Source organism: Streptomyces sp. NPDC002004 (genome assembly GCF_053593975.1).
This window is the reverse complement of the sequence record NZ_JBSFDP010000001.1, coordinates 266,755-293,518: the sequence shown is the minus strand read 5'-3', so window position 1 is coordinate 293,518 and position 26,764 is coordinate 266,755. Positions and strand designations below refer to the sequence as shown.

Annotated in this window: 22 protein-coding genes and 1 riboswitch; of the genes, 8 read left to right on the top strand and 14 right to left on the bottom strand. The window is 73.2% G+C overall.

Annotated features, from left to right (window positions below):
• Nucleotides 1–2: 2 nt before the first annotated feature.
• The gene (locus tag ACWCP6_RS01250) at nt 3–395 is read left to right on the top strand and encodes a hypothetical protein (RefSeq protein WP_450930227.1); all 393 of its coding nucleotides are present in this window, start codon (nt 3–5) and stop codon (nt 393–395) included.
• 100 nt (nt 396–495) lie between these two features.
• On the opposite strand, the gene ACWCP6_RS01245 is transcribed toward ACWCP6_RS01250, so the two are convergent.
• The 3 genes from ACWCP6_RS01245 to proP all read right to left on the bottom strand — a co-directional run bounded on the left by ACWCP6_RS01245 (nt 496) and on the right by proP (nt 4,355).
• The gene (locus ACWCP6_RS01245; protein ID WP_450930226.1) at nt 496–1,176 is read right to left on the bottom strand and encodes an O-methyltransferase; all 681 of its coding nucleotides are present in this window, start codon (nt 1,174–1,176) and stop codon (nt 496–498) included.
• A gap of 121 nt (nt 1,177–1,297) precedes the next feature.
• Nucleotides 1,298–2,629: a DUF2330 domain-containing protein gene (locus ACWCP6_RS01240; RefSeq protein ID WP_450930225.1), complete on the bottom strand. Its 1,332-nt coding sequence runs from the start codon at nt 2,627–2,629 to the stop codon at nt 1,298–1,300.
• A gap of 280 nt (nt 2,630–2,909) precedes the next feature.
• Complete coding sequence (proP, locus tag ACWCP6_RS01235; RefSeq protein WP_450930537.1) at nt 2,910–4,355, bottom strand: glycine betaine/L-proline transporter ProP; 1,446 nt, start codon at nt 4,353–4,355, stop codon at nt 2,910–2,912.
• A 395-nt stretch (nt 4,356–4,750) separates the two neighbouring features.
• Here proP and ACWCP6_RS01230 point away from each other — a divergent pair, with 395 nt between their 5' ends.
• On the top strand, nt 4,751–6,805 hold the full coding sequence (locus tag ACWCP6_RS01230; RefSeq protein ID WP_450930224.1) for a bifunctional glycosyltransferase 87/phosphatase PAP2 family protein: 2,055 nt from the start codon (nt 4,751–4,753) through the stop codon (nt 6,803–6,805).
• Here ACWCP6_RS01230 and ACWCP6_RS01225 read toward each other — a convergent pair.
• On the bottom strand, nt 6,765–8,393 hold the full coding sequence (locus ACWCP6_RS01225; RefSeq protein ID WP_450930223.1) for a hypothetical protein: 1,629 nt from the start codon (nt 8,391–8,393) through the stop codon (nt 6,765–6,767). The two genes, ACWCP6_RS01230 and ACWCP6_RS01225, sit on opposite strands and share 41 nt — an antisense overlap.
• A gap of 165 nt (nt 8,394–8,558) precedes the next feature.
• Nucleotides 8,559–9,803, bottom strand: coding sequence for a cytochrome P450 (locus ACWCP6_RS01220; RefSeq protein ID WP_450930222.1), 1,245 nt, complete (start codon nt 9,801–9,803; stop codon nt 8,559–8,561).
• A gap of 322 nt (nt 9,804–10,125) precedes the next feature.
• Here ACWCP6_RS01220 and ACWCP6_RS01215 point away from each other — a divergent pair, with 322 nt between their 5' ends.
• The gene (locus ACWCP6_RS01215; RefSeq protein ID WP_450930221.1) at nt 10,126–11,295 is read left to right on the top strand and encodes a steroid 3-ketoacyl-CoA thiolase; all 1,170 of its coding nucleotides are present in this window, start codon (nt 10,126–10,128) and stop codon (nt 11,293–11,295) included.
• A gap of 121 nt (nt 11,296–11,416) precedes the next feature.
• On the opposite strand, the gene ACWCP6_RS01210 is transcribed toward ACWCP6_RS01215, so the two are convergent.
• The 8 genes from ACWCP6_RS01210 to ACWCP6_RS01175 form a co-directional block, all read right to left on the bottom strand.
• Nucleotides 11,417–12,133 (bottom strand): YoaK family protein, encoded by a 717-nt coding sequence (locus ACWCP6_RS01210; protein WP_450930220.1) that lies wholly within the window; start codon nt 12,131–12,133, stop codon nt 11,417–11,419.
• A 169-nt stretch (nt 12,134–12,302) separates the two neighbouring features.
• The gene (locus ACWCP6_RS01205) at nt 12,303–12,722 is read right to left on the bottom strand and encodes an aggregation-promoting factor C-terminal-like domain-containing protein (protein WP_450930219.1); all 420 of its coding nucleotides are present in this window, start codon (nt 12,720–12,722) and stop codon (nt 12,303–12,305) included.
• A 506-nt stretch (nt 12,723–13,228) separates the two neighbouring features.
• Nucleotides 13,229–14,125 (bottom strand): ECF transporter S component, encoded by an 897-nt coding sequence (locus ACWCP6_RS01200; RefSeq protein ID WP_450930218.1) that lies wholly within the window; start codon nt 14,123–14,125, stop codon nt 13,229–13,231.
• Nucleotides 14,122–15,840, bottom strand: coding sequence for an ABC transporter ATP-binding protein (locus tag ACWCP6_RS01195; RefSeq protein ID WP_450930217.1), 1,719 nt, complete (start codon nt 15,838–15,840; stop codon nt 14,122–14,124). The genes ACWCP6_RS01200 and ACWCP6_RS01195 overlap by 4 nt, the downstream gene beginning before the upstream one ends.
• Entirely contained in the window at nt 15,837–17,174 is a 1,338-nt protein-coding gene (locus tag ACWCP6_RS01190; protein ID WP_450930216.1) for an energy-coupling factor transporter transmembrane component T, read from the bottom strand. Before ACWCP6_RS01190 ends, ACWCP6_RS01195 begins: the two co-directional genes overlap by 4 nt.
• A 9-nt stretch (nt 17,175–17,183) precedes the next feature.
• Nucleotides 17,184–17,861 carry an SCO2322 family protein gene (locus ACWCP6_RS01185; protein WP_450930215.1) on the bottom strand — a complete coding sequence of 226 codons (678 nt, stop codon included), beginning with the start codon at nt 17,859–17,861 and terminating at the stop codon, nt 17,184–17,186.
• Nucleotides 17,858–19,063 (bottom strand): prenyltransferase/squalene oxidase repeat-containing protein, encoded by a 1,206-nt coding sequence (locus ACWCP6_RS01180; RefSeq protein ID WP_450930214.1) that lies wholly within the window; start codon nt 19,061–19,063, stop codon nt 17,858–17,860. The genes ACWCP6_RS01185 and ACWCP6_RS01180 overlap by 4 nt, the downstream gene beginning before the upstream one ends.
• A 136-nt stretch (nt 19,064–19,199) precedes the next feature.
• Nucleotides 19,200–19,276: riboswitch (cobalamin riboswitch) on the bottom strand.
• Between the two features lie 116 nt (nt 19,277–19,392).
• Nucleotides 19,393–20,433, bottom strand: a complete 1,041-nt coding sequence (locus ACWCP6_RS01175; protein ID WP_450930213.1) for an MBL fold metallo-hydrolase — start codon at nt 20,431–20,433, stop codon at nt 19,393–19,395.
• A 248-nt stretch (nt 20,434–20,681) separates the two neighbouring features.
• Between ACWCP6_RS01175 and ACWCP6_RS01170 the strand changes: the two genes are divergently transcribed.
• Both ACWCP6_RS01170 and ACWCP6_RS01165 read left to right on the top strand, forming a co-directional pair.
• A complete protein-coding gene (locus ACWCP6_RS01170; RefSeq protein ID WP_450930212.1) occupies nt 20,682–22,142 on the top strand; it encodes an aldehyde dehydrogenase in 1,461 nt (486 codons plus the stop codon).
• 2 nt (nt 22,143–22,144) lie between these two features.
• Nucleotides 22,145–22,378, top strand: coding sequence for a ferredoxin (locus ACWCP6_RS01165; RefSeq protein ID WP_450930211.1), 234 nt, complete (start codon nt 22,145–22,147; stop codon nt 22,376–22,378).
• Nucleotides 22,379–22,625: 247 nt separating this feature from the next.
• Here ACWCP6_RS01165 and ACWCP6_RS01160 read toward each other — a convergent pair whose 3' ends face one another.
• Complete coding sequence (locus tag ACWCP6_RS01160) at nt 22,626–23,258, bottom strand: TetR family transcriptional regulator (protein WP_450930210.1); 633 nt, start codon at nt 23,256–23,258, stop codon at nt 22,626–22,628.
• A 237-nt stretch (nt 23,259–23,495) separates the two neighbouring features.
• Between ACWCP6_RS01160 and ACWCP6_RS01155 the strand changes: the two genes are divergently transcribed.
• Genes ACWCP6_RS01155 through ACWCP6_RS01145 form a run of 3 tightly spaced genes read left to right on the top strand, consistent with a single transcriptional unit; the run spans nt 23,496 to nt 26,706 of the window.
• Nucleotides 23,496–24,890, top strand: a complete 1,395-nt coding sequence (locus ACWCP6_RS01155; protein WP_450930209.1) for a glycosyltransferase family 4 protein — start codon at nt 23,496–23,498, stop codon at nt 24,888–24,890.
• The gene (locus tag ACWCP6_RS01150) at nt 24,890–25,636 is read left to right on the top strand and encodes a class I SAM-dependent methyltransferase (protein ID WP_450930208.1); all 747 of its coding nucleotides are present in this window, start codon (nt 24,890–24,892) and stop codon (nt 25,634–25,636) included. Before ACWCP6_RS01155 ends, ACWCP6_RS01150 begins: the two co-directional genes overlap by 1 nt.
• On the top strand, nt 25,633–26,706 hold the full coding sequence (locus tag ACWCP6_RS01145; protein WP_450930207.1) for a prenyltransferase: 1,074 nt from the start codon (nt 25,633–25,635) through the stop codon (nt 26,704–26,706). The genes ACWCP6_RS01150 and ACWCP6_RS01145 overlap by 4 nt, the downstream gene beginning before the upstream one ends.
• The last annotated feature ends 58 nt before the right edge of the window (nt 26,707–26,764 follow it).

The window sequence follows — 26,764 nt, the reverse complement described above, 5'->3', positions numbered from 1 at the left end:
CCGTGCTCGAACTCACCATGGCCTCGGTGTCCGGGGCGGACGCCGGCGCGACGGCAGGCATGCTCATGGCGGACGCGCCGAGCGACCCGGGTGCCGTGCTGCGCGTGGGCCGGGACCCGGGCGTGTGCCGGCTCGTGACGCCGGACGACTGGCTGTTCGTGTCCCGCTCGCACCTGGAGTTCGTGTGCGGGGCCGACGGGACGTGGAGCGTCACCTGGCTGCGCGGCTCGCACGCCGACCCCTCTTCCGAGGTACGGCTGATCGTCGAAGGGGTCGGGCGGCCGGTCGCCTACGGCGGCACGACGCCGCTGCCGCGCGGCGGCTCCGGTGAGCTCGTCATCCAGGACCGCACCGGGCCGCGCAGCGTGAACGTCGGCTTCTACCACGAGATGTGACGGCGCGTCGGAGTCACGGCGGGGTTCTCGACCGTCCCCGCCGCCACCGCAACAGTCACCGCCACCGCAGCCACCGTCACCGACTCCGCCGTCCCCGTCGTCAGCCCAGGACGCGGGCCAGGGCGAAGCCGTCGTATCCCTTGGCCCCGACCGTCTGCACCGCCGTCCCGTCCAGCTTCGGGTGTTCGGCGATCAGCTCGATCGCCCGGCGGGTGCCGACGACGCTCGGGTCCGTGCTGCCGGCGTCGGTGACCGCGCCGCTGCGTACGACGTTGTCGACGATGATCACACTGCCCGGGCGGGTCAGTTTGACGGACCACTCCAGGTAGTGCGGGTTGTTGGCCTTGTCCGCGTCGATGAAAACCAGGTCGAACGGCTCCGCGCCCTCGGCGACCAGCTTCGCCAGCGTGTCCAGGGCAGGGCCCGTGCGCACCTCGGTGATCTTGTCGAGGCCGGCGCGTGCGATGTTGCGACGCGCCACCTCGGCATGCTTCTCGCTGTATTCCAGCGTCACCAGGCGGCCGTCGGCGGGCAGGGCGCGGCCCAGCCAGATGGTGCTGTAGCCGCCGAGCGTGCCGATCTCCAGGATGCGGCGCGCGCCCTGGATCCGGGCGAGCAGCTGGAGCAGCTTGCCCTGGGCCGGGGCGACGTTGATGTGTGGCAGACCGGCGGCGTCGCTGTCCCGCAGGGCCCCCTCCAGTGCCTCGTCGGCCGGGGCCAGCGAGGAGGTGAAGTAGTCGTCGACGCTCTTCCAGAGCTGCTCGTCGTGCTGGTCGGTCATGCGTGGTGCTGCCTTTCCCCTGCCTATTTAGACCCGCTAAATAGTTTTGCTAAGGAATATAGCCGGGGAAGCGGGGGATCGGCAGGCGATTTCCGGTCCCGGGCGGGTGTCGCCGTGGTGTTCAGCCGAGCGGCGGCGGGGGCTGCACCGGGGCGGGCGGGACCACCGGGCGGCGGGCATGGGCGCGCAGCGCCAGGGCGGTGGCCGCGAGGGCGACGGCCACGACGCCGCCGACCGTCAGCAGCCAGGCCGGAACACCGCCCACGGTCAGCAGCTCGTATTCGTAGACGACCTGGCGGTAGGCCGTGTCGGCGGCCGTGCGTGTGAGGTGGTCGTCGGCGTCGATCCGGGCCGGCTCGGGGAAGTCCTGCGTGAAAGCGGTCAGGAAGTCCGTGCCGGAGGTCAGGCCGGCCAGCGGGCTGTGCGCGCCGGTGACCCGGCCCGCGTACGTGATCCTCGGCGGCGTACCGCCGATCGTGGAACGCGGCTCCATACGGTGCCGGGCCAGCACGTACAGGGACAGGTGCTGTGGGGTGGCGGCCAGTCGGGACAGCCGCATCGGGTAGACGAGGTCGTCGCTGGCGAACTCGATGCGGAGCGGGTCGAGGGTGCCGCCCAGGACGGGTCCGTAAGTGGAGCTGGGCGTGGCGCTGGGTGTGGGCTCGGCTGTCGACCCCGGCGTGGCACCGGAAGTGGATCCCGGCACGGCGCTGGACGTGGGTGCGGGCGTGGCTCCGGGCGTGGCGCTCGACGTGGGCGTGGCTCCGGGCGTGGCGCTCGACGTGGGTGCGGGTGTGGCGCCGGTGGTGGACCCCGTGCCGCTGTGGTCCGCCGGGGCCAGGCGGATCGCCACGTACTCCCAGTGCTCGGCGACGTACGGGCGGAGCGCCTGGTTCAGGGTGTCGGGGAGCTGGAAGCCGTTGGCGTGCAGCCAGCCGCTCAGGGCGTCGGGGTCGGTGGCGGTCAGCCGGGCCACGTCGAACGGCCCGAGGCGCTCACGGCCGACCACGCCCACGGGTGAGCCCGCGCCGTCCATGCCGGGGCGGTCCGCGGCGGAGGAGTCGGACTCCCCGTCGAACGGCCAGTCGCCGTTCTTGGGCCAGAAGTAGTGCCGTGTGCGCTGCTCCGGGGCCGTGGCCTTGTCGAGCTCGTCGAAGAGCGCGGAGTCGCCGAGCTTCACGGTCGCGCGGTGGGGGACCGGCATGACCCACGCGGCCTCGCGAGCGGTGCCGCCCACCGTGAGGCTCATGACGATCTGCTCGCGACGGCCGTCCCAGCGGACCACGGAGGTCTCCCCGGAGACGGACATCCGGGTGCCCTGGCCCGGCACCATGGCGCCGCATCCGCAGGCGTAGGCGGGCGCCATGAGCGCGCCGATCTGAAGAGCGAGCAGTGCCAGGACGACCGTCAGCGCCCTCGTCGTGGCCCACCGTCCGAGCCGTGTCCCCCGCATTGCCCCAACCCCCCGTTGCCGTCGGACAGGGTGACAGACGGCGCGGCGGAAGATTCGGTTCCCCGCCGCGGGGCGGCGAGGTGCGCCGCGGGGTATCCCGTGTCCCTCGCGGGCCGGGGTTCGCGCGCCCGGCCCGTGCCCCGCACGCGCCGTGATGGCGCCGCCCGTCCCGCAGCGGGTCGGGGCCGCTGCGGGCGACCGGGGACGAGCCGGGGAGACACGGCGGCGGGCGGCGCGTGTCCGGCGCCGCCCGCTCCTGCCCGAGGGCGTGTCACTCCGCTTACTCGGCCTCTTGCTCGGCCTCCACCGCCGGAGCGGACCCCGGCAGCGGCCGGCCGGCCGACTCCTTCATGTACCAGACGGCCACCCCGCCGATGACGGCCGCGGCCATCATGTAGTACGCGGGCATCATCAGGTTCCCGGTCGCGCCGATCAGCGCCGTGACCACCAGCGGCGTCGTGCCGCCGAACAGCGACACGGAGACGTTGAAGCCGATGGACAGGGAGCCGTAGCGGACGCGGGTGGGGAACAGGGCCGGGAGGGCCGCCGGCATCGCCGCGGTGAAGCACACCAGCAGCATGCCGAGCGCGCCCATGCCGAGGCCGACCGCGAGCAGGCTGCCCTGGCGGATCAGCAGGATCGCGGGGATGGACAGGGCCAGGAATCCCACGCAGCCCGCGCCGATCACCGGGCGGCGGCCGACGCGGTCGGTCAGCGCGCCGGCGAACGGCTGCACGATCATCATCAGCACCATCACGCCGATCACCACGAGCAGGCCGTGGGTCTCGTCGTACTTCAGCTCGCTGGTGAGATAGCTCGGCATGTAGGACAGCAGCATGTAGTCGGTGACGTTGTAGACCAGCACCAGAGCCATGCAGAGCAGCAGGGTTTTCCACTGGCCCGTCACCATCTCGCGCACCTTCACCTTGGGGCGCGCACGCTCGGCCTTCTCGACCTCGGCGGCGAACGCCGGGGTCTCCTCAAGACGCATCCGCAGATACAGGCCGATGATGCCCATCGGGCCGGCGATCAGGAACGGCACACGCCAGCCCCAGGACAGCAGGTCCTCGGTGGACAGCAGGGCGGTCATCAGCGTGACCAGGCCCGCACCGCCGATGTAGCCGGCGAGGGTGCCGAACTCCAGCCAGCTGCCGAGGAAGCCGCGCCTCCTGTCGGGCGCGTACTCGGCGATGAAGGTCGTCGCACCGGCGTACTCGCCGCCGGTCGAGAAGCCCTGCACCAGCCGGGCCGCGAGCAGCAGGACCGGGGCGCCGATGCCGATCGAGGCGTACGACGGGATCAGACCGATCGCGAAGGTGCCCGCCGCCATCATGATCATGGTGAGGGCGAGGATCTTCTGCCGGCCGATCCGGTCGCCGAGCGGGCCGAAGACCATGCCGCCGAGCGGGCGGACCAGGAACGCGGCCGCGAAGGCGCCGAACGTCGAGAGCAGTTGGGCGGTGGGGCTGCCCGACGGGAAGAAGACCTTGCCGAGCGTGACGGCGATGTAGCTGTAGACACCGAAGTCGAACCACTCCATCGCGTTGCCGAGGGCCGCCGCCCTGACCGCACGCCTGACCAGCGCCGGGTCGACGACGGTGACATCGGTTGAAGTGGCCCGGGACGGGGTCCGGGCCGGGGACGGGGCCGAAGCTGCGACGGATGTAGCGGTCGCCAAGATCTTCTCGCCTGCCTTCGATCGACTACAGGGACACGGTCCGCCCATGCCGGACGGACGAAGGCCGCCCCAGGAGGACGGCCCGAAATCGACCATAGGGGCAGGTAAGGGAAGTGCGGACAGTGCAGGGGTGGGCGCACAGCGTCATGAAACCTGCCATGATCAGGCGAGACGCCCGGGCGGGCGGGCCGTCCCGGCCGGCCCGCCTGTGATCCTTGTCGCGGCGCGCTGTGATCCATGTCGCGCCCCATGGAGGGAACCGCTCCGCCCTCGCTCTCCCCCGATCGAATGACGGGTCACGGCGGCGAGGACGTCAGGTGAAGCGGTGATTGCCTGCGTCTTGTCCCAGGGGCGGTGTGTGCCTCGTAGGGTCCATAGAGTGCGGAGAAACAACGGGACAAGCCGGTCACGAGTGACGTATGGGGTGGGAGGGGCGACGGCACGTGGCGAATGCGGAGCACGGTGGTCCGGGCAGGGGCTTCGGGGCGGGGGCGACCGGCGCGGCGGGCACACGGATCGGAGCGGCCAGAGCGGGTCTGTGGCTGATCGCCGCCGTCCTGGCGGTGCGGCAGGTCGCCGCCGTCCTGCGGCAGCCGCCCCATGAGCGGCTGACCGACCTGGAGACCTGGATCGGGCCCTCGGGCGTGCTCCATGTGAGCGGTTCCCTGTACGACGCCGATCCCGGCACCGGTACGTCCTTCACCGGCACGCCGTTCAGCGGGCTCGTCCTGAAACCGCTTGCCCGGTCCGCCGAGCAGGCACTCGGCTGGGCCTGGACCTTCGGCACGCTGCTGCTCGTCGTCCTGCTCGGCCTGGTCGCCGCGCGGGCCCTGCCCAAGCCCGTCTCGCGCCGGTCGTCGCTGCTCGCGGCACCGGTCGCGATCTGTCTGCTGATGCTGTCGTTGCCCGTGCGCAACACGCTCCACCTGGGCCAGACCAGCATCATCCCGGTCCTGCTCGTCCTGCTCGGCTGCTTCGCCGTGCGCGGGGAACGCGCGAGCGGCGCCCTGGTCGGCGCCGGCGCGGCCCTGCAGCCCGCCGTCCTGCTGTTCGTGCCGCTGCTGTGGTTCACCGGACGCCGGCGCGCCGCCCTGTCCACCGGGGCCACCTTCGCCGCCTGCACCGCGCTCGCCTGGGCGGCGATGCCACGGGACTCCTGGACGTACTGGGTCCACCACCTCGCGGGAGCGGGCCTCGGCGAGCCCGCGGACAGCCTGGCCAACCAGTCGCTGCACGGCGCGCTGCTGCGCCTCGGTCTCACCGGCCCCGTCGAGACAGGGCTCTTCCTCCTGCTGGGCGCCGGCGTCGCGGTGGCCGGACTGCGCCGCGCCGTCCGCTACGCGGGCGACGGGCAACTGCTCCTCGCGGTCGCCGTCACCGGCTGCGTCGCGGTCGTCGTGTCGCCGACGACCTGGCAGCACCAGCTGCTCTGGGTGCTGCTCGCGGTGGTGGGCCGGGCCGGCGTGAAGGCGCGCGACCGGTACGTATGGCCGCTGGCCGTCGTCCTCGTCATGACGCTGCCCGCGAAGATGCTGCTGCCGAACATGCCGGTGGTCTTCCCCGTCCGTGACAACGTCGTCCTGCTCGCGGCGCTCGCCGCTGCCTGCGCCGTGCCGTTCCTCGAGCGCACGTCGCCCTACTACCGCAGACCGGTCCCCACGACGTACGCCGACCCGTCGCCGACCCGCTTCGGCCGGGTCCCGCTCATCCCGTTCTGGCGCCGCGCCCTCAGCAGGTCGAACCTGCTGCTCGAACTCCTGCTGATCCGTGTCTGCTACTCCGCCTACTCCGCCGTGCGGCTCGCCGCCACCGGCGGCCGGGCCACGGCGGAGCGGCACGGGCACCAGGTCCACGCCGTGGAGAGGACGCTCTCCCTCGACATCGAGCACGGCATCAACCACGCGGTGGCGGGGATCGGGTGGCTGAGGGGCTTCTTCGACTTCTACTACGAGTCCTTCCACTTCCTGGTCCCGCTCGCCGTCCTCGGCGTCCTCTACGCCCGCCGTCCCGCCGACTACCGCTGGGCGCGCACCGCCCTCGGGTTCGCGACCATGCTCGGCCTGATCGGCTTCTGGCTCTACCCGCTGGCGCCCCCGCGCCTCATGCCGGACCTCGGGTTCATCGACACCGTGCACGGCGTGCAGGACTTCTCCAAGCCGGACTACGGCGTGATGACGGCCCTGACCAACCAGTACGCGGCCATGCCGTCCCTGCACTTCGGCTGGTCGCTGTGGTGCGGCGTCGTCATCGCCGTCCTCGCCCCGAAGTGGTGGATGAAGGCCCTCGGGCTGCTCCACCCCCTGTTCACGGTCTCCGCGATCATCGCCACCGGCAACCACTGGGTCCTCGACGCGGTGGGCGGGGCGGCCGTGGTGGGGGCTGGCTTCGCGCTGACGTATCTGCTCTGCGGACCACGGGGGGTGGTGGTGGCCACGGCCGAGCGGATCCCCGAGCAGGTCAGCAAGGCCCCGGCCACCTCGGTCGGTACGACGAGCTGATGCGGTAGTCGCCCGCCCTCGGCGCGGCGAGCCGGGTCCATGCGCCCGCGCGTTCCACGCAGGCCCCGCCGGCCCGCAGCCACGGGGAGTAGGCGATGCGCACGGTCACCCGCCCGCGGCGCGGGACGTGCACCACGACGTCTGCGGCGCCGGAGCGCACCACCCTGGCGGGCGCGGTGACCAGCGGTACCGCGTTCTCGACCCGGAACACGCTCCAGTGGGCGTCGTGCCAGGCCGGCTTCAGCCACGCGGGCCCGCGGCGGACGAGGGCCGCCTCCTCCTCGGCGGCCCAGTCCGGTGCGGCGTGCGGCAGTACCACGAGACCGACGCCCCAGTGGTCGAGCCAGTCGCGGTAGGCCTCCGCGGAGAAGGAGCCGTCGTAGAAGAGCGGGCCGCGCTCGACGTCGAGCTGTCGGTTCCACCCGCGGGCCAGGTCGACGTGGGGGGCGAGCGCCGTCGTCTCGCGGTGATTGCGGGCGGGCACCGCCTCGACGCGGGTGCGGCCGGCCCCGAGGCGGTCCAGGGCCGCCACCACCCCGCGGGTGTCGACGGCCCACGCCGGTACGGGAGTCGACATGCGCAGCACGTCGACGGCATGCTGCGACACCCAGTTCAGGGACAGCACCAGGGCGGTCGCGAACGCCGCGCGGCGCACCGGGTGCAGTCCGGACACCAGGCAGACGGCGAGCAGGACCGCCGGTGCGAAGAGCTCGGCCAGCCGCACGACGTTCGAGCCGACCGGCGACTCCACGAGCGCGGTCAGCACGACCCCGGCCGCGTAGACCGCCGCTCCGCCGCGCAGGGCCCGCCACGACCGGGGCGCGAACAGCGCCGTGAGCACGCCGAACAGCAGCGGCTTCCAGATGTCGCCCGTCGCCATCGGCTGGACGCCGCCGAAGGGGAACAGCAGGGTGGCCGCCCCGACGACCAGCACCGGGGGCAGCCCGGCGGCGGCCGCCTTCCCGCGGTCGCCGGCGAGCAGCCACCCGGCCCCCGCGACCAGCAGGAACAGCCCGGCCACGGGACTGGCCAGGGCCGCAAGCGCACTGAGCGCCGCCCCCGCCGGCACCGGCCGGCGGGCCGTCCCGGTCAGCACCGAGCACGCGGCGAGCCCCAGTGCGACACCGAGCGCGAAGGTGGAGCGCCCGGAGGCCACGTCGCACCACAGGCCGAACGCCGCGAGGAGCGCCGGCCAGAGGGGCCTGCGCACCCCGCTGCGGACGAACAGGCCGGCGGCGAGCCAGGTCGCCGCGAGCCCGGCGGCCACCGTCACCGTGCGCACCCCGCACACCGCCATCAGCGCAGGCGCGAGGACGCTGTAGTCGGCGACGTGCACGCCGCCGTACCAGGACAGGTTGTAGGGGGTGCCCGGATGGTGCGCGACGAAGCCGGTCCAGGCCACCTGGGCCGCGAGGTCCCCGCCGCCGGTGGCGAGGAAGACCGCCCACAACGCGTACGCGGGTGCGGCGAGTGCGGTCGCCAGGAGCGGGACGCGGTGGTGCGAACGGAGCGTCCGGCGGAGTGATCGGCGCTCGCCCCGGCGTGTTCGGTCCGCGGACGGTTCGGCTGCGGCGACGGTGGGCGGCACGGGTCCCCGTTTCGTTACGACTGGTCACGCACGTGGTCGTGGCGACGCTAGCCGAGCCCGCGCCCGAGCCACAGGGTTCCGAGGGGCTCGTGCGCGGTGCCGGGGCGGGAGGCGGGGGCGGGGCGTAGGGTGCCGCCCCCGCCTCCCGGGTCATCGAAGGCGCCGTCAGACGGTGCTCACCCGGAGCTCCTTGACGCCGTTCAGCCAGGCGGAGCGCAGACGCCGGGGCGCACCGGTGAGGCGGAGGGTGGGCATCGCGTCGGCGATGGCGTTGAAGATCAGGTTGATCTCCAGGACGGCCAGGGACTTGCCGAGGCAGAAGTGGGGGCCGCCGCCCCCGAAGCCGAGGTGCGGGTTCGGGTCGCGGGTGATGTCGAAGGAGCCGGGGGCGTCGAAGACGTCGGGGTCGTTGTTGGCCGACGAGTAGAAGATGCCCACGCGGTCGCCCTTGCGGACGGTCCTGCCGCCCAGTTCGGTGTCCTGGGTGGCGGTGCGCTGGAAGGCGACCACCGGAGTGGCCCAGCGCACGATCTCCTCGGCGGCCGTCTCCGGGCGTTCCCGCTTGTACAGCTCCCACTGCTCGGGGTGCGTGAGGAAGGCGTGCATGCCGTGCGTGATGGCGTTCCGCGTGGTCTCGTTGCCCGCCACCGACAGGAGGATCACGAAGAAGCCGAACTCGTCGGAGCCGAGACTGCCCTCGTCCTCGGCCGCCACCAGCTGGGAGACGATGTCCTTGGCGGGGCACTCCTTGCGCTGCGCGGCGAGGTTCATCGCGTAGGCGATGAGCTCGGAGGCCGCCTCCACGCCGACCTCCTCGGTGATCGCGTACTCCGGATCGTCGTACGCCGCCATCTTGTTGGACCAGTCGAAGATCTTCGCCCGGTCCTGCTGGGGTATGCCGATGAGCTCGGCGATGGCCTGGAGCGGCAGTTCGACGGCGACGTTCGTGACGAAGTCGAACCCGCCGTCCGGACCGGCGTTGGCCAGTGCCGTCTCGACGATCGCCCGGGCCCGGGCGTGCAGGGCGTCCTCCAGCGAACGGATCGCGCGGGGCGTGAAACCGCGTTGCACGATCTGCCGGACCCGGGTGTGCTCGGGCGGGTCCATGTTCAGCATGATCAGCTTCTGGACCTCGATCTGGTCCCGTTCGATGGTCTCGTTGAAGCGGATGATCGCGGTGTTGAGGTTCGAGGAGAAGAGTTCGGGGTGCGTCGAGACGTACTTGACGTCCGCGTGCCGGGTCACGGCCCAGTAGCCCTCGTCCGGGAAGCCCGAGATGCCGGGCGTCTGGGGTATCCAGCGGACCGGTTCGGTGCGGCGCAGCTCCGCGAACTCGGGGAGCGGTACGCGGTGGTGCAGCAGATCGGGGTCGGTGAAGTCGAACCCCTCGGGCAGTGCTGGGCAGGGCATCGGCAACTCCAGGAGTTCCGGTCCGACGGGACGGGCTGACGGGTGCGGCGGTCCGGCAGGCTGTTGGTCTGACGGGTCATCAGAAGTTGCCGGAAAGGTAGTAACCGGTTCTACAAGTGGCAAGGGCCGTGGCGGGTTCTGTTGCGTGCGGATGGCGTGCGGGGTGCGTGCACGACCCTTGCGCGGTGGGTACGGCACTCAGCAGACTGCTCGCAGAACTAGAACGCGTACTAGTTCTGTCGTGGGTGACCCTCCCCCAGGCTCTCGGCTCGGCCCGAGCAGGGGGACCCCCATCCCCGCGGATGTGGAGGAAGGACGAGTCATGGCCGCTGAACCCGTCATCGTCGAAGCCGTTCGGACGCCCATCGGCAAGCGCGGCGGCGCGCTCGCCAATCTCCACCCCGCCTATCTGCTGGGCGAGACCTACCGCGAGATCCTGGGGCGTACCGGCATCCACGCCGACTGCGTCGAGCAGATCGTCGGCGGTACGGTGACGCACGCGGGCGAGCAGTCCATGAACCCGGCGCGTACGGCCTGGCTCACCATGGGGCTGCCCTACGAGACGGCCGCGACGACCGTGGACTGCCAGTGCGGCTCCTCGCAGCAGGCCTCGCACATGGTGGCCAACATGGTCGCGGCCGGGGTCATCGACGTCGGGATCAGCTGCGGCGTGGAGGCGATGTCGCGCGTACCGCTGGGCTCGGGTTCCAAGCACGGTCCGGGAAAGCCCTGGCCGGACGAGTGGAACGTCGACCTGCCCAACCAGTTCGAGGCCGCCGAGCGCATCGCCCGGCATCGCGGGCTGACCCGCGAGAACGTCGACTCGCTGGGGCTGATCTCGCAGGAGCGGGCCACGGTCGCCTGGGCCGAGGAGCGGTTCAAGCGGGAGACCTTCGCCGTACAGGTGCCGACGACCGAGGAGGAGCAGGCGGCGGGCCAGGGCATGTGGCGGCTCGTCGACCGCGACGAAGGGCTGCGCGACACGTCGATGGAGGCGCTGGCGCGGCTCAAGCCGGTCATGCCGACCGCCGTCCACACCGCGGGCAACTCCTCGCAGATATCCGACGGCGCCGCCGCGATCATGTGGGCGTCCAAGCGGATGGCACGCGCCCTGAAGCTGAAGCCGCGAGCCCGGATCGTCGCCCAGGCCCTCGTCGGCGCCGACCCGCACTACCACCTCGACGGGCCCATCGACGCGACCCGCGCGGTGCTCGGCAAGGCCGGTATGACGCTGAAGGACATCGACATCGTCGAGGTCAACGAGGCCTTCGCCTCGGTGGTGCTGAGCTGGGCCCAGGTCTTCGAGCAGGACCTCGAGAAGGTCAACGTCAACGGCGGCGCCATCGCCCTCGGCCACCCCGTCGGCGCCACGGGTGCCCGGCTGATCACGACCGCCCTGCACGAACTGGAGCGACGCGACAAGGAGTTCGCTCTCATCACCATGTGCGCGGGCGGCGCCCTGGCCACGGGCACGATCATTCAGCGGCTCTAGGGGGCGTCCTGCCGATCACGCCGGGCTCGCGGGGCTTGGCACCCGCATCTGCGGCGTTGTCGTCGGTCGCGGGCGGGACTTCGCGGACACGGCACAGGCCGGACCCCCCCGGGGACGGGGCCTACGGGACGGGTCGGTGCGCCTCGGTCCGTCCCGACGCCACCGGGACCAGCACGGCCGAGGTCAGCGCCGCGAGCAGGAGCGGCAGCCCCAGACCGTGGTGGAGGACCAGCCAGGCCCCGAGGGCTGCGCCCCCGAGCATGGCGAGCGCGGCGGCGGCGCGGCGCGGCGCCCGGGCGCCGTCGCCCCCGGCCGCACGGGAGTCGGCCGCGAGGCCGGTGAGGGTCATCGTGAGCACGGTCGTCGTCAGCTCGGGCACGCCCAGTCTGCGCACCGCCGCGTTGCGCACCCCCATGGCGAAGGCCGTCACGGCGATCAGGGCGTAGACGGTCCCGGCCGCGGCGGGCGACGCGTAGGCCACGAGGGCGCAGGTGCCGACGAGTACGGCCTCGACGGTCAGGACGGTACGCGTCCAGCGGCGCCGCGAGCCCGAGCCGAACCGGCGCCAGGCGCAACCGCCGGCGAACGCCCCGGCCAGGAAGCCGCCGAGCGAGACCAGCGAGTGCGTGGCCTTGAAGCCCGGCGCGCCGGCGGCGGCGAAGCCGAGGACGACCACGTTCCCGGTCATGTTGGCCGTGAACACATGGCCGAGCCCGAGATAGCTCACGGCGTCGATGACCCCGCTGACCACGGTGAGCGCGAGCAGCACCACGGGCAGCGCGAGGCCGCGCGCCTCGGGATCGTCGTGCGGGTCCGTCTCGTCCTGGTGCGGGGCCACGGGACCTCCGGTGCGGATGCGCGAGGGGGACGCCCCATGGTGCTACGGAGCGGTGCGGACCGCGACGGCACCACGCCCGTCGGCCGGCGGGCCCCTCCCGGAACGCCGAAGGCGGCGGCCCCTGTTCGGGGACCGCCGCCTCGGTGTCGCGCCGGAAGGTGTGGGCCGGTCAGTACCAGCCGTTGGCCTGCCAGAAGTTCCACGCCTTGACCGGGCTGCCGTAGCGCGAGTTCATGTAGTCGAGACCCCACTTGATCTGGGTCTTCGGGTTGGTCTTCCAGTCGGCGCCGGCCGAGGCCATCTTCGAGCCGGGCAGGGCCTGGACCAGGCCGTAGGCGCCGGAGGCGGTGTTCGTCGCGGAGGGGTTCCAGCCGCTCTCACGCTCGACGATCTTGCTGAACGCCTGGTACTGCGCGGGGTCCGGAATCATCTCGTGCGCCATCGCCTGGGCCGAAGCGGGGGCCGCGGCCGGGGCCGCGGCGTGAGCCGGGGCGGCGGCGAGGACCATGCCGGTCGTGGCAACGGCCACGGCGGCGGTGGTGAGGGCCTTCTTCGGGTTGGCGATGCGGCGGATGAGGATGGCGGACACAGGCGGACCTTCCGGTCGGGGACAGGAGCGCCGCGGGCACGCCGTGGTCACGGGTGAACCGTGGGGGGCATGCGTCGGCGCCGCGTCCCCGGGGGGCACGTCGGCGCCGTGCGACGTCATCCAGAGAAGCAGGACGGAGGGGTGTCCGCAATGACCCCTTTTACTAGTGGAAGTCGCACGTATCGGACATGTTATTGATGTGAGCTGGCTCTCACTGTGCAGGTCGGAGGGGGTTTTGCCGCGAGCATGCCAGGAGAGTCGATCTACTAGCGGACCTAGGACGGGCCCCCGGGGTGTGGGGCTCCTCACGGGGTCCCGCAGGTTTTCGTCACGGACGGCGCACGGGGCCGCACGACGCGGTCACTGGCGATGTGACGGGCGCCGCACGACCGGTGTGACCCACGCCCCACGCAGGTGCGCCGCGGTGTGACCCACGCCCCACGCAAGGCGGTTGCCGGTGTGACCTACGCCCCACCGGGCCGGGCCGACCGGGTCCCGCCCCGTCGTCAGGCCTCCGTACGCCCCGCGACCGGCGCCGGCCGCGACGGGACCTCGGTGCCGTGCGCCTCCTCGAAGGCGACCGGCGCCTCGAACGCGGCCCGCCGCGTCGCGCGCCGCAGCGCCTTCAGGACGCTGCCGCCGAGGGTCAGCGTCAGCACGACCGTGAGCACGGCCCGCCCCAGGTCCCAGCCCAGCGACGTGGCGAGGCAGTACGCGGCGAACCGCACGAGGTTGTCGTGCAGCGAACCGTGCGGATCGAACGCCACGCTCGACGCCAGCGTGTTCATGAAGGGCCAGCCCGCCAGATTCATCACCGTGCCGTAAGCGAGGGCGGCGACACCCCCGTACCCGGCGAGCATCAGCAGCTCAGCACGGCCGCGCGGCCGGGCTCTCGGCCCCTCCGCGCCGGGCAGCAGACCCGCGCCCAGCGTGAACCAGCCCATCGCCAGCATCTGGAACGGCAGCCAGGGCCCGACACCGCCGGTCAGCAGCGCGGACGCGAACATGGTGACGGACCCCAGGACGAAGCCGAACCCCGGGCCCAGCACCCGCCCGCTCAGCACCATCAGGAAGAACATCGGCTCCAGCCCGGCCGTGCCCGCGCCCAGTGGCCGCAGTGCGGCGCCCGACGCGGCCAGCACCCCCAGCATCGCCACGGCCTTCGGCCCGAGCCCCGCCTCGGAGATGGTCGCCGAGACGACGCCCACGAGCAGGACGAGCAGCGCGGCGAACAGCCATGGGGCGTCCTGGGCGTGTGCGGCGAAGGCCGACGCGGGCGGTGCGAGGAGCGGCCAGCCGAATCCCACGACGCCGACCGCGCTCACCAGGCCGAGGGCGACGACGGAGCGCGGGCCGAGCCGGACGGGCCGAACCCGCGGCGCACGCGAGCCGGGGCGGCTCATGCGTCCGCCCCCGCCAGCGCGGCCCGCACCTGGGCGACGGTCAGCCAGGGCCGCGGCGCCAGCACCTTGGTGACCTGCGGAGCGAAGGACGGGGACGCCACCACGATCCCGGCCGTCGGGCCGTCCGCGACGATCTCCCCGTCGGCCAGGATCACCACACGGTGGGCGAGTTCTGCGGCCAGCTCGACATCGTGCGTGGCCAGCAGGATCGTGTGGCCCGCGGCGGCCAGGTCCCGCAGCACCGTCACCAGGCGGGCCTTGGCCGCGTAGTCGAGGCCCCGGGTCGGCTCGTCGAGCAGCAGCAGCGGCGGACGCGCCGCGAGGACGACGGCCAGCGCCAGGGCGAGCCGCTGGCCCTCCGACAGGTCCCGCGGATGCGTGTCGTCCGGGACGCCCGGCAGCAGCGCGGTCACCAGCTCCCGGCAGGAACCGGGCTCCGCGGCCGCGTCCTCGTCGGCCGCCGTGCACTCCGCGGCGACGGTGTCCGCGTACAGCAGATCGCGCGGCTCCTGCGGTACGAGACCCACCCGGCGTACGAGGTCCCGCGGGCCGGTGCGGTGGGGCACGGCCCCGCCGACGCGCACGCCGCCGGAGGCGGGTTCCACCAGCCCCACGAGTGCGGAGAGCAGCGTGGACTTGCCGGCGCCGTTACGGCCCATCAGCGCGACGATCTCGCCGCCGCCGAGGGTCAGGTCCACATGGCGCAGCGCCTCGACCCGGCCGCGGCGCACCGCGAGACCGTCGACGACGGCGACCGGGGACCCGTCCGAGGCGAGCGCGGCGCCCGGGCGGCGCAGCAGCCGGGACCAGAGACCGGGGGTGCGGGGCGCGTTCCCGGCGTCGGGGGACCGTGTCCCCTTCTCCGGCCGGGGCGCCGCCGTCGCCGCGGGCGGCTCGACCGCCGAGAGACGTTCGCGCAGCGGCTCCGCGCGCCGCCGGGCGTCACGGACCGTCAGGGGGAGCGGGGACCAGCCGGCGAGCCGGCCCAGACCGACGACCGGGGGGTACACCGGCGAGACGGCCATGATGTCGGACGGGGTGCCCAGCACCGGGCGGGCGCCGCGCTCCGGCAGGAGCAGCACCTGGTCCGCGTACTGCACCACGCGCTCCAGCCGGTGCTCGGCCATGAGCACCGTGGTGCCCAGGTCGTGCACCAGGCGCTGGAGCACGGCCAGGACCTCCTCGGCCGCGGCCGGGTCGAGCGCGGACGTCGGCTCGTCCAGGACCAGCACCCGGGGGTGCGGCGTGAGCACCGAGCCGATCGCGACGCGCTGCTGCTGGCCTCCGGACAGCGTCGCGATGGGGCGGTCCCGCAGGTCGGCGAGGCCGAGCAGATCGAGGGTTTCCTCGACGCGCCGGCGCATCACGGCGGGGGCGAGGCCCAGCGACTCCATGCCGTAGGCGAGTTCGTCCTCGACGGTGTCCGTGACGAAGTGCGACAGCGGGTCCTGGCCCACGGTGCCGACGACGTCGGCCAGCTCACGCGGCTTGTGCGTCCGTGTGTCGCGGCCCGCGACGGTGACCCGGCCGCGCAGCGTGCCCCCGGTGAAGTGCGGCACCAGCCCGCTCACCGCCCCGAGCAGCGTGGACTTCCCGGCCCCGGACGGCCCGACGAGCAGCACGAGTTCGCCTTCGGGCACCGCGAAGTCGACCCCCTGGACGGTGGGCTGCACCGCCCCGTCGTAGGTGACGGAGACATCCTCGAAGCGGATCATGAGGACTCCTCGGGGGAGGGAGAGGGCGGTGTACGGCCCCGCACGCGGCGTGCACCGGAGGACGAAGGGGTGGGCGTGGCGGCCGGAGCGGGGCCGGGCGCCGGCCCGGGGGCGGCCGCGGACGTGCGTGCCGGGGGCGGCGCGGGCCGAGCGCGCGACGGCGTCCGGGTGCCGCCGGGGCGGCGCGCGTCCGGGGACGGGGACGTCCGGCCGGACGCCGGTGCCGGGGCCGCCAGCGCCGGGACCAGGCCCAGGGCGATCCCCAGGGCGGGCCACACCGGCAGCGTCGGCGCCGTCAGCGGGACCACACCCGGTTGCAGCGCCCCCGGGTCGTCCGTGCTCGCCCAGATCAGCAGGCCCGCCACCGCGATCCCCGAGCCCGCGACGAGCCAGGCGCGGGCGTCCCACACATCGGGCCGGTAACGGGTGCGCACCGTGCGGCGGCCACCGAGCCAGAGCCCGCCGAGCGCGGCGGCGAGTCCGGCGAGCAGCACCACGGTGCCGTAGCTCGCGCCCTCCGCGGTCAACAGGCCGTACGTGCCGATGCACACGCCGATCAGCCCGCCCAGCGTGAGCACGCCGGTGGCCCGGCGGACCGCCGCCGGGACCGGGGCGGTCCGCCCGTAGCCGCGTGCGTCCATCGCGGCGGCCAGCGCGACCGAGCGCTCCAACGCGCCCTCGAGGACCGGGAGTCCCACCTGGGCCAGCCCGCGCAGCCCCCGGTCCGGCCGCCCGCGCAGCCGCCGCGCCGCGCGCAGCCGCCGCACGTCCTCGATCAGGTGCGGCGCGAAGGTCATGGCGACGACGACCGCGACGCCCGCCTCGTAGAGGGCGCCCGGCAGGGACTTGAGCAGCCGGGCGGGGTGCGCGAGGGCGTTGGCCGCGCCCACGCAGACGAGCAGCGTGGCGAGCTTCAGCCCGTCGTACCACGCGAAGACGAGCCCCTCGGCGGTGACCCGGCCCCCGATCCGTATCCCCTGGGCCCAGTCGGGGAGCGGCACTTCGGGCAGGGTGACGAGGACGTGCGTGCCGGGGATCGGCGAGCCGAGGAGCACGGCGAAGACCAGCCGGATCCCGATCACGGCGAACGCCAGTTTCAGGAAGGCCCCGTAGGACCGTGCCCACGGCGCCGCCGGACGCCGCGCCGCCACCACATATCCGGCGACCCCGATCAGCAGCGCCAGCAGCAGCGGATTGGTGGTCCGCGACGCGGCCGTCCCCAGCCCCAGCGCCCAGACCCACCAGGCGCCCGGGTGCAGGCCGCTGCCGCGGTGTGCGCGGGAGGCCGGACGGCGTATGCGCCCGGAAGCCGTGCGCGGGGACTCGGGGTTCACGGCCGGACCTCAGCCGCGGCGGCGGCGGGACTGCCAGATCGCGGCGCCGCCGAGCAGCGCCACGGCGACCACACCGGCGATCACGCCGAGGGACGGGCCGTGGTGCCCGGACCCCGGCGCCTCGGCTGCCGGAGCGGCGGACGCGGCCGGCTTGCCGTCGCCGGCCGGCTTCGAGCCGGCGATCGCCACCCGCTCGCCGCAGCCGGCCCTCGGGTAGCCCGCGATGGCGCACAGCAGCGCATTGCTGTCGTAGCGCAGGGGCTTGGCCACGGCGGCGAGCGCATCGGCGGTCGTCGCGTCCTCGGCGACCCGGGCGCAGGCCGTACGCGGCTTCGGCGGCGTCTCGCCGTCCGGCGCGTCGCCCGCGGTGCCGAAGTCGAGGACGAGCGCGACCCGCTTGCTGCCGTCCTTGGCGGGGGTGTGGGCGCAGACGGTGGCGAAGTCCGCGGCGCCGCGCGGCTTGGACGCGTCCTTGGAGTCCTCGCTGACCGCGAACCGGAAGCCCTGCACATCGCCGTCGGACGGCCGCTCGGTGGACGGGCCCTGCGTGGCGTACGACCAGGCCGTGCCCTGACGGTCCCAGAAGGACCAGTACCGGTAGCCGGTGGCCCGGGCCTGGCCCGCCGTGCCGAGCACGGCGAGGAGCACGCCGAGGAGCAGTGCGGTCGTGCGGCGGCGCGCGGTCACGACTGACGCTTCCTGGTGCGGCCGCTCAGCAGGAACCCGATGCCGGCACCGGCGACGAGACCGACGCCGACGATCCACCAGATGCCGAGCCCGCCGCCGTTGTCGTCCTTCTTGTCGGCGGCCTTCGTCGCGCTCTCGGCAGCCTGGGGGGCCGGGCCCGTCGCGTTCAGCTGCTTCACCAGGTCGGCGCCGCCGAAGTCGCGCGGGTCGGTGCCGGTCGCGTGCGCGGCGAGGACCAGCTGGGCGTAGGCGGCGGGGCCGCTCTGCTTCGCCCAGGCCGCGGAGTTCTTCTCCAGCCAGGCGAGGGGCTTGTGTGCGGCATCGGTGCGGCCCGCGGCGGCGAGCGCGACGACCGCGTCCGCGGTGTTGCCGTAGTCCGGCTGGTCCTTGGCGCCCGGCATCACGGACATGAGGTGGCCGTTCTTGGCGAGCGTGGCGGCGAGGTAGGCGGCACCGTTGTGCGCGGCCTGCCCGGCGTCCTTCGCCTTGGCGCACTTCGCGGCGGCGGACTTCGTACCGGCACCCGTCGCGAGCCCCTTGCCGAGCGCGCCGACGACGCCGGCCGCGGTCGCGTCGGCGTTGGCGGCCAGCTTGCCCTTCTTGTCCGGCTGGTAGGCGAAGGCGCCGCCGCCGTCCTCGGAGCACGGGATGGAGAGCTTCACGAGCGCGTCGTACGCGGACGGCTCCGGCTTCCCGCCCGCCGCGACGAGCGCGCCGATCACGACGCCCGTGGAGTTGGCGTCCGCGGCGCCGCCCGGCATGTAGCCCCAGCCGCCGTCCTTGACCGCCACGGACTTCAGCCAGGCGACGGCCTTGCCGACCTCGGCGTCGTGCCCGCCCAGCGCCGCGAGGGCCTGGACGGCGGCGGCCGTGGAGTTGGTGTCGACCTGGGTCTTGGCGTCGCAGGGCTTGCCTGTGTCGGCGCGGAACGCGGCGAACGCACCGTTCGCGCACTGCTGTCCGGCCAGCCAGTCGACGGCCTTGGCGGCGGGCCGCACACCGACGGTGTGCTGCGCGAGCAGCGCGAGCGACTGCCGCCACACGCCGTCGAACTTCGGGTCGGAGGTGCCGTACAGGCCGGAGGGGAGGGCCACCGACGGGGATGCGGACGGGGCCTTGCCGTCCGCGAGTGCGGCCGGTGCGGTGGCCGCGCCGATCACGGTGACGGCGGCCAGGACCGCTGCGCTGCGACGAACGTTCATGATCGGCGGGTGCCTCTCCCTGCGGGGAGCCGGGCTGCACGGGCACGGGAGCGCACCGGGCGGCTCCGGCTCCGTATACCTCGACGGTGCCGGCCACCGGCGGTCCCGGTGGCGCGAGCCGGTCACTTCCCGTCCGGGGCATTCCGACTGCGCCGCCCCAAGGGGAGACGGCTAACGGCTGCGGGTCAGTGCCGGATTTCCACCGGCTTCCCCCCGTACGGGCTTGACGACGACGGGCTCACTTTACCGGGGCCATACGCGGGCCCCCGGCCCCCGACCGGAGAGGTGGCTCACACCGCTCGCCGACGTCCGCCGCGCCGAAGGGTGGCTCACACGGCCACGTACGCCACCGGCTCGCTGCCCGCCACCGCCTCCGCGCGGCCCAGCTTCACCAGCCGGCGCAGATGGGACTCGGCCTCCGAGACGGCGATGGTGCGGGAGGGGGGCGGGATGCGCTCCCAGGGGCGGTTCCACTCCATGCGCTCGGCGAGCTGCCACGGGGTGAGCGGTTCGGCGAGCAGCGCCAGCAGACCGGTGAGGCGCCGCTCGTGGTGGGCGAGCAGCGTCCGCACCCGGGCCGCGGCGTCGGTGAACGCGTGCTGGTGGGCCGGCAGCACCTCGGCGGTGCCCAGCCTGCCGACCCGCTCCAGCGAGTCGAGGTAGTCGCCGAGCGGATCGGTGACCTCCTCGGGGCTCGACGGGTCCTCGTAGAGGCCGATGTGCGGAGTGATGCCGGGCAGCAGATGGTCGCCGGAGAAGAGGCGGCCGTGTCCCGGCAGGCCCGCGGGGTGGGCCTCCTCCAGGTGGAGGCAGATGTGACCGGGGGTGTGGCCCGGTGTCCAGATCGCGCGCAGCCTGCGGCCCGGCAGGCCGATGAGCTCACCGGGGACGATCTCGCGGTCGGGCAGCGAGGGGCGCAGGCCCGGGATCGTACGGGGGCGGCCGGATGAGGCGGCGGCGCGCAGCGGCGCGATGTGCTCGTCGGGCGCACCGGAGGCGGCGAGTTTGGCGGCCATGTAGGAGAACCAGCGGCCCGGCGGGTTCTCGCGGGTGCGGTGCACGACGGCGGCGTCGGCCGCGTGCATCGCGATCCAGGCGCCGGAGGCCTCGCGGACCTTGCCGGACAGGCCGTGGTGGTCGGGGTGGTGATGGGTGATCAGCACCCCGTGGATCTCGCCCGGCGATGTGCCGCACGCGGCGAGTCCGTCGGCGAGGGCGTCCCAGGACTCGGGGTCGTCCCAGCCGGTGTCCACGAGGACGGGGCCGGCATCGGTGTCGAGGAGGTGGACCAGGGTGTGGCCCAGGGGGTTGTCGGGGATGGGGACCCGGAGCGAGTGGACGCCTCCGCCGTGGTCGGTCACCTGCGTCATGGGCTCCCCAAGTCGTCGTGGACGTAAGCCGTTTCCGCGCGGCCACCATAGTAGAACTCGTTTCAAAGGTAGCCCGAGTCGACCGTTCGGGATCCGTGGACTCCTGTAACTGGAACTGGTATCAGTTCTGAGACATCGTCAGACGGTTCCCCCGGCTCTTCGGCTTCCCTCCCGAGCCCTCGGCTTCCCTCCGGGCGGCATGGAGGACCGCAGGAACGGGGGGACCTCCATGTGGGAGGCGGTCGGCCATGACCGAGCGGGTGGAACACGGGCAGCTGTTCATCGGCGGGGAGTTGACCGACCCCCTCGGCCGGGATGTCATCGAGGTGGTCTCACCGCACACCGAAGAGGTCATCGGCACCGTGCCGCACGCCGCACCGGGCGACGTCGACCGGGCCGTCGCGGCCGCCCGCCGCGCCTTCGACGAGGGGCCCTGGCCCCGGATGACGCTCGACGAGCGGATCGAGGTCGTCACCCGCATCAAGGACGCGATCGCGGTGCGCCACGAGGAGATCGCCCGGGTCATCTCCTCCGAGAACGGCTCCCCGTACTCCTGGAGCGTCCTCGCGCAGGCGCTCGGCGCGATGATGGTCTGGGACGCGGCGATCACGGTCGCGCGCACCTACCCCTACGAGGAGCGGCGCGACGGCGTCCTCGGCAAACTGCTCGTCCGGCGCGAGCCGGTCGGCGTCGTGGCGGCCGTGGTCCCCTGGAACGTGCCGCAGTTCGTGGCCGCCGCGAAACTCGCGCCCGCGCTGCTCACCGGCTGCACCGTGATCCTCAAGCCGTCCCCCGAGTCGCCGCTGGACGCCTACATCCTGGGCGGGATCGCCCGCGAGGCAGGGCTGCCGGAGGGCGTGCTGTCGATCCTCCCGGCGGACCGCGAGGTCAGCGAGTACCTGGTCGGGCACCCCGGCGTCGACAAGGTCTCCTTCACCGGCTCGGTGGCCGCGGGCAAGCGTGTCATGGAGGTGGCGGCCCGCAACCTCACGCGCGTCACCCTGGAACTGGGCGGCAAGTCGGCCGCGGTGATCCTGCCGGACGCCGACACCGAGGCCGCCGTGCAGGGCATCGTCCCGGCGGCCTGGATGAACAACGGCCAGGCGTGCGTGGCGCAGACCCGCATCCTCGTGCCGCGCTCCCGCTACGACGAGTTCGCCGACGCGTTCGCGGCGGCGGCCTCCGCGCTCGTCGTGGGCGACCCGCTCGACCCGGCGACCCAGGTCGGCCCGCTGGTGGCCGAGCGTCAGCAGAAGCGGTCCCTCGACTACATCCGCATCGGGCAGGAGGAGGGCGCCAAGGTCCTCACCGGCGGTGGCCGCCCCGCCGCGCCGGAGAAGGGCTGGTACGTCGAGCCCACACTCTTCGGGGACGTGGACAACTCCATGCGGATCGCCCGCGAGGAGATCTTCGGCCCGGTCATCTGCCTCCTCCCGTACGGCGACGAGTCCGAGGCCGTCAAGATCGCGAACGACTCCGACTACGGCCTCAGCGGCAGCGTCTGGACCGCCGACGTCGAGCGCGGCATCGACATCGCCCGCCGGGTGCGGACCGGGACGTACTCCGTGAACACCTTCAGTCTCGACATGCTCGGCCCGTTCGGCGGCTACAAGAACTCCGGGCTGGGGCGCGAGTTCGGGCCCGAGGGGTACGGCGAGTACCTGGAGCACAAGATGATCCACCTGCCCGCCGGCCATGAGGGGGCGTGAACATGGGTGACCGCTGGCACGTGGAGGTCGACCGGTCCGTGTGCATCGGCTCCGGTATGTGCGTCAACCACGCACCGAACGGCTTCCGGCTCGACTCCGCCCGCCAGTCGCATCCGGTGGAGCCCGACACGGACGCAGGCGAAGGGGTGCTGGCGGCGGCCGAGGGGTGCCCGGTCGAGGCGATCGTGATCACGCTCCTCGGGTCGGGGGAACCCGTCTTCCCGCCCGAGGAGTAGGCGCGCTCCCGAATCCGCCCGAAGTCGGACACTCGGAGCCGGACAGCCGGACAGCCGGAGACTGACAGCCGGAGCCGGACGCCCGAAGCCGTACACCCGGAGCGGACCCATTGCCGGAGCGGTCGCCGTCACCGGAGCCGACCTCGTCGACGAAGCGGACGCCTTCACCGGAGCGGAAGCCGTCCGCGCCCCGGCGGCGTCCCCGCGGCACACGGGCCGTCGCCCGGGGCCGGGCCCGGCGTCGCTTTCAGGTCGTGTTGGGGTCCGTCAGGTCGATCAGCCGGCACACCGTCTCGATGTCGATCTTCACCTGGGCGATCGAAGCGCGCCCGGACAGCCAGGTGATCAGGGCGGAGTGCCAGGTGTGCTCGATGACCCGGACCGCGGACAGCTGTTCAGGGGTCGGGTCGTCGAGCCCCATGGCGTCCAGGATGATCGCCGTGGTCTGCCGCGAGACCTGGTCGACCTCGGGGCTCACCGACCGGTCGGCGAAGGTCAGCGCGCGCACCATCGCGTCGGCGAGGTGCGGCTCGCGCTGGAGCGCGCGGAAGGCCCGCATCAGTGTCTCGGCGACCCGCTCGGCGGGCCGGTCGCCGGCCGGCGGGCGCTTGCGCAGCGTCGTGTGCATGTGCTGGAGCTGGTCCTGCATCGTGGCCACGAGCAGATGCACCTTGGAGGGGAAGTAGCGGTACAGCGTGCCGAGCGCGACCTGCGAGGACTCCGCGACCTCGCGCATCTGCACGGCGTCGAAACCGCCCCGGCTGGCGAGTTGGGCGCTCGCGTGCAGGATGCGGCGGCGGCGTGCCTCCTGGCGTTCCGTCAGGGGTTGCGCCGCCGGACCGGGGGAGGCGGTTCTCGCCGCCTTGACTTCCGCTGTCATGTGTCCCGTTCCGTGGCAATTGTTCCTATGCGTACGAACGGGGCGTCCGCCCCCGGCGCCCAGCATGCCAGGGCCCCTGTCGTGGCGCGAATCACCTGGTCCGCCCGCTCACAGTGCGACTACCTGCCGGTAGATTCAATGCTCCTCGACGGATCAAGTCTGAAACTTGTTCTAGATTACCGCCCACGCGTAGGCTCGCGTGATCGCCGTGAGAGACCGTGAGAAGGGGGCCCCGGAGTGACCGCTGAGGCCATGGAGGCAGGCCCTCGGACGTCCCGGGGGCCGGGGCACGCTCCCCGGCCGGGCACTCCCGCCGCAGCCGACGGCGATCGTCCGCTGAACATCGCCCTGCTCACGTACAAGGGGAACCCCTTCTGCGGTGGCCAGGGCGTGTACGTACGCCATCTCTCGCGCGAGCTCGCGCGGCTCGGCCACCGCGTCGAGGTCATCGGCTCGCAGCCCTATCCGGTGCTCGACGACGGGCTCGACGGGCTGACGCTCACCGAACTGCCCAGCCTCGACCTGTACCGCCATCCGGACCCCTTCCGCACCCCCAAGCGCGACGAGTACCGCGACTGGGTCGACGCGCTCGAGGTCGGCACGATGTGGACCGGGGGCTTCCCCGAGCCGCTGACCTTCAGCCTGCGGGCCCGGCGCCATCTGCTCGGCCGACGCGGCGAGTTCGACGTCGTGCACGACAACCAGACCCTCGGCTACGGCCTCCTGGGCGACCTCGGGGCGCCGCTGGTCACCACGATCCACCACCCCATCACCGTCGACCGGCAGCTGGAACTGGACGCCGCCCCGAACTGGAAGCGGCGCCTGTCCGTGCGCCGCTGGTACGCCTTCACGCGCATGCAGAAGCGCGTGGCGCGCCGCCTCCCGTCGGTCCTCACCGTCTCCGGTACGTCCCGTCAGGAGATCGTCGACCACCTCGGCGTGCGCGACGACCGCATCCACGTCGTGCACATCGGCGCCGACACCGACCTCTTCTCGCCCGATCCCTCGGTGCCGGAGGTGCCGGGTCGGATCGTGACCACGTCCAGCGCGGACGTGCCGCTCAAGGGGCTCGTCTTCCTCGTCGAGGCACTCGCCAAGGTGCGTACCGAGCACCCCGGCGCCCATCTCGTCGTCGTCGGCAAGCGCGCCGAGGACGGGCCGGTGGCCCAGGCCATCGAGCGCCACGGGCTCGGCCACGCCGTCGAGTTCGTCAAGGGCATCTCCGACGCCGAACTCGTCGACCTGGTGCGCTCCGCCCAGGTCGCCTGTGTGCCGTCGCTGTACGAGGGCTTCTCGCTGCCCGCCGCCGAGGCGATGGCCACCGGGACCCCCCTCGTCGCCACGACGGGCGGCGCCATCCCGGAGGTCGCGGGAGCCGACGGCGAGACCTGCCTCGCGGTGCCGCCCGGCGACGCGGGCGCGCTGGCCGACCGGCTCGGCCGGCTGCTCGGCGACCCGGAGCTGCGCGCGCGGCTCGGCCGGGCCGGCCGTGAGCGGGTGCTGACGAAATTCACCTGGGCGCAGGCCGCGAAGGGCACGGCGGAGCTGTACCGCCGGGCGATGGCCCCCTCCGCGGGTACGCATCTCGGCCGCTCCGCGGCCACGGGTTCTTTGGTTGGGAGCAATCGCTGATGCTGACGGTCGACTTCACCCGATTCCCGCTCGCCCCGGGCGACCGCGTACTCGACCTCGGCTGCGGCGCGGGACGCCACGCCTTCGAGTGCTACCGGCGCGGCGCCCAGGTCGTCGCGCTGGACCAGAACGGCGAGGAGATCCGCGAGGTCGCCAAGTGGTTCGCCGCGATGAAGGAGGCCGGTGAGGCCCCGGCAGGCGCCACCGCCACCGCCATGGAGGGCGACGCCCTCGCCCTGCCCTTCCCCGACGAGTCCTTCGACGTCGTCATCATCTCCGAGGTGATGGAGCACATCCCCGACGACAAGGGTGTGCTCGCCGAGATGGTCCGCGTCCTCAAGCCGGGCGGCCGGATCGCCGTCACCGTCCCGCGCTACGGCCCCGAGAAGGTCTGCTGGGCGCTCAGCGACGCCTACCACGAGGTCGAGGGCGGCCACATCCGCATCTACAAGGCCGACGAACTCCTCGGCAAGATGCGGGAAGCCGGCCTGAAGCCGTACGGCACGCACCACGCCCACGCGCTGCACTCCCCGTACTGGTGGCTCAAGTGCGCGTTCGGCGTCGACAACGACAAGGCGCTGCCGGTCCGCGCGTACCACAAGCTGCTGGTCTGGGACATCATGAAGAAGCCCCTGGCCACGCGGGTCGCCGAGCAGGCGCTGAACCCGCTCATCGGCAAGAGCTTCGTGGCGTACGCGACCAAGCCGCACCTGCCCCCGGTCGACGCATCGGTGGCCGCTTCGTGACGACCCCCCGCACGGAACACCTGGTCCTGCCCGGTGTCCTCACCGCCGCGCAGGCCGCCGCGACCGTCGAAGGCATCCTCGCGGTGCAGCGGCAGGACGGGGCGATCCCGTGGTTCCGCGGACACCATCTCGACCCCTGGGACCACACCGAGGCCGCGATGGCGCTGGACGCCGCCGGGCAGCACGAGGCTGCCGAGCGTGCCTACGACTGGCTGGCCCGGCACCAGAACCCCGACGGGTCCTGGTACGCGGCCTACGTCGACGGCGACCCGGACGACGTCTCCGACGACGGCCGCGAGACCAACTTCTGCGCGTACATCGCCGTCGGTGTGTGGCACCACTACCTCGCCACCGGCGACGAGCACTTCCTCGACCGGATGTGGCCCGCCGTGTACGCGGCCGTCGAGTTCGTGCTCGCGCTGCAGCAGCCCGGAGGCCAGATCGGCTGGAAGCGGGAGGCCGACGGCACGCCCGTCGAGGACGCGCTGCTCACCGGCTCCTCGTCCGTCCACCACGCCCTGCGCTGCGCGCTCGCCATCGCCGAGCAGCGCGAGGAGCCGCAGCCGGACTGGGAGCTGGCGGTGGGCGCGCTGCGGCATGCGATACGCCGTCACCCCGAGCGGTTCCTGGACAAGGACCGCTACTCGATGGACTGGTACTACCCGGTGCTGGGCGGTGCGCTGACCGGGACCGAGGCGCAGGACCGTATCGCTCGGGACTGGGACCGCTTCGTCGTTCCCGGGCTCGGCGTGCGCTGCGTGGTGCCCAACCCCTGGGTGACCGGCGGCGAGTCGGCGGAACTCGCCCTCGCGCTCTGGGCGGTGGGGGAGTCCGACCGCTCCGTGGAGGTGCTCCGGTCCATCCAGCACCTGCGCGACCCGGAGTCCGGCCTGTACTGGACGGGCTACGTCTTCGAGGACAAGGCCATCTGGCCCGAGGAGCTCACCGCGTGGACCGCGGGTTCGGTCCTCCTGGCCGTCGCGGCACTGGGCGGCCACGAGGCCACCTGCGCGGTCTTCGGCGGGGAGCGGCTGCCGTTGGGGCTCGACCCCGAGACCTGCTGCGCCTAGGAAACGCCGCTTCCGTCGTCCGGCCGCAGGGCGGACCGGAGTTCGGCGGCACGGCGCG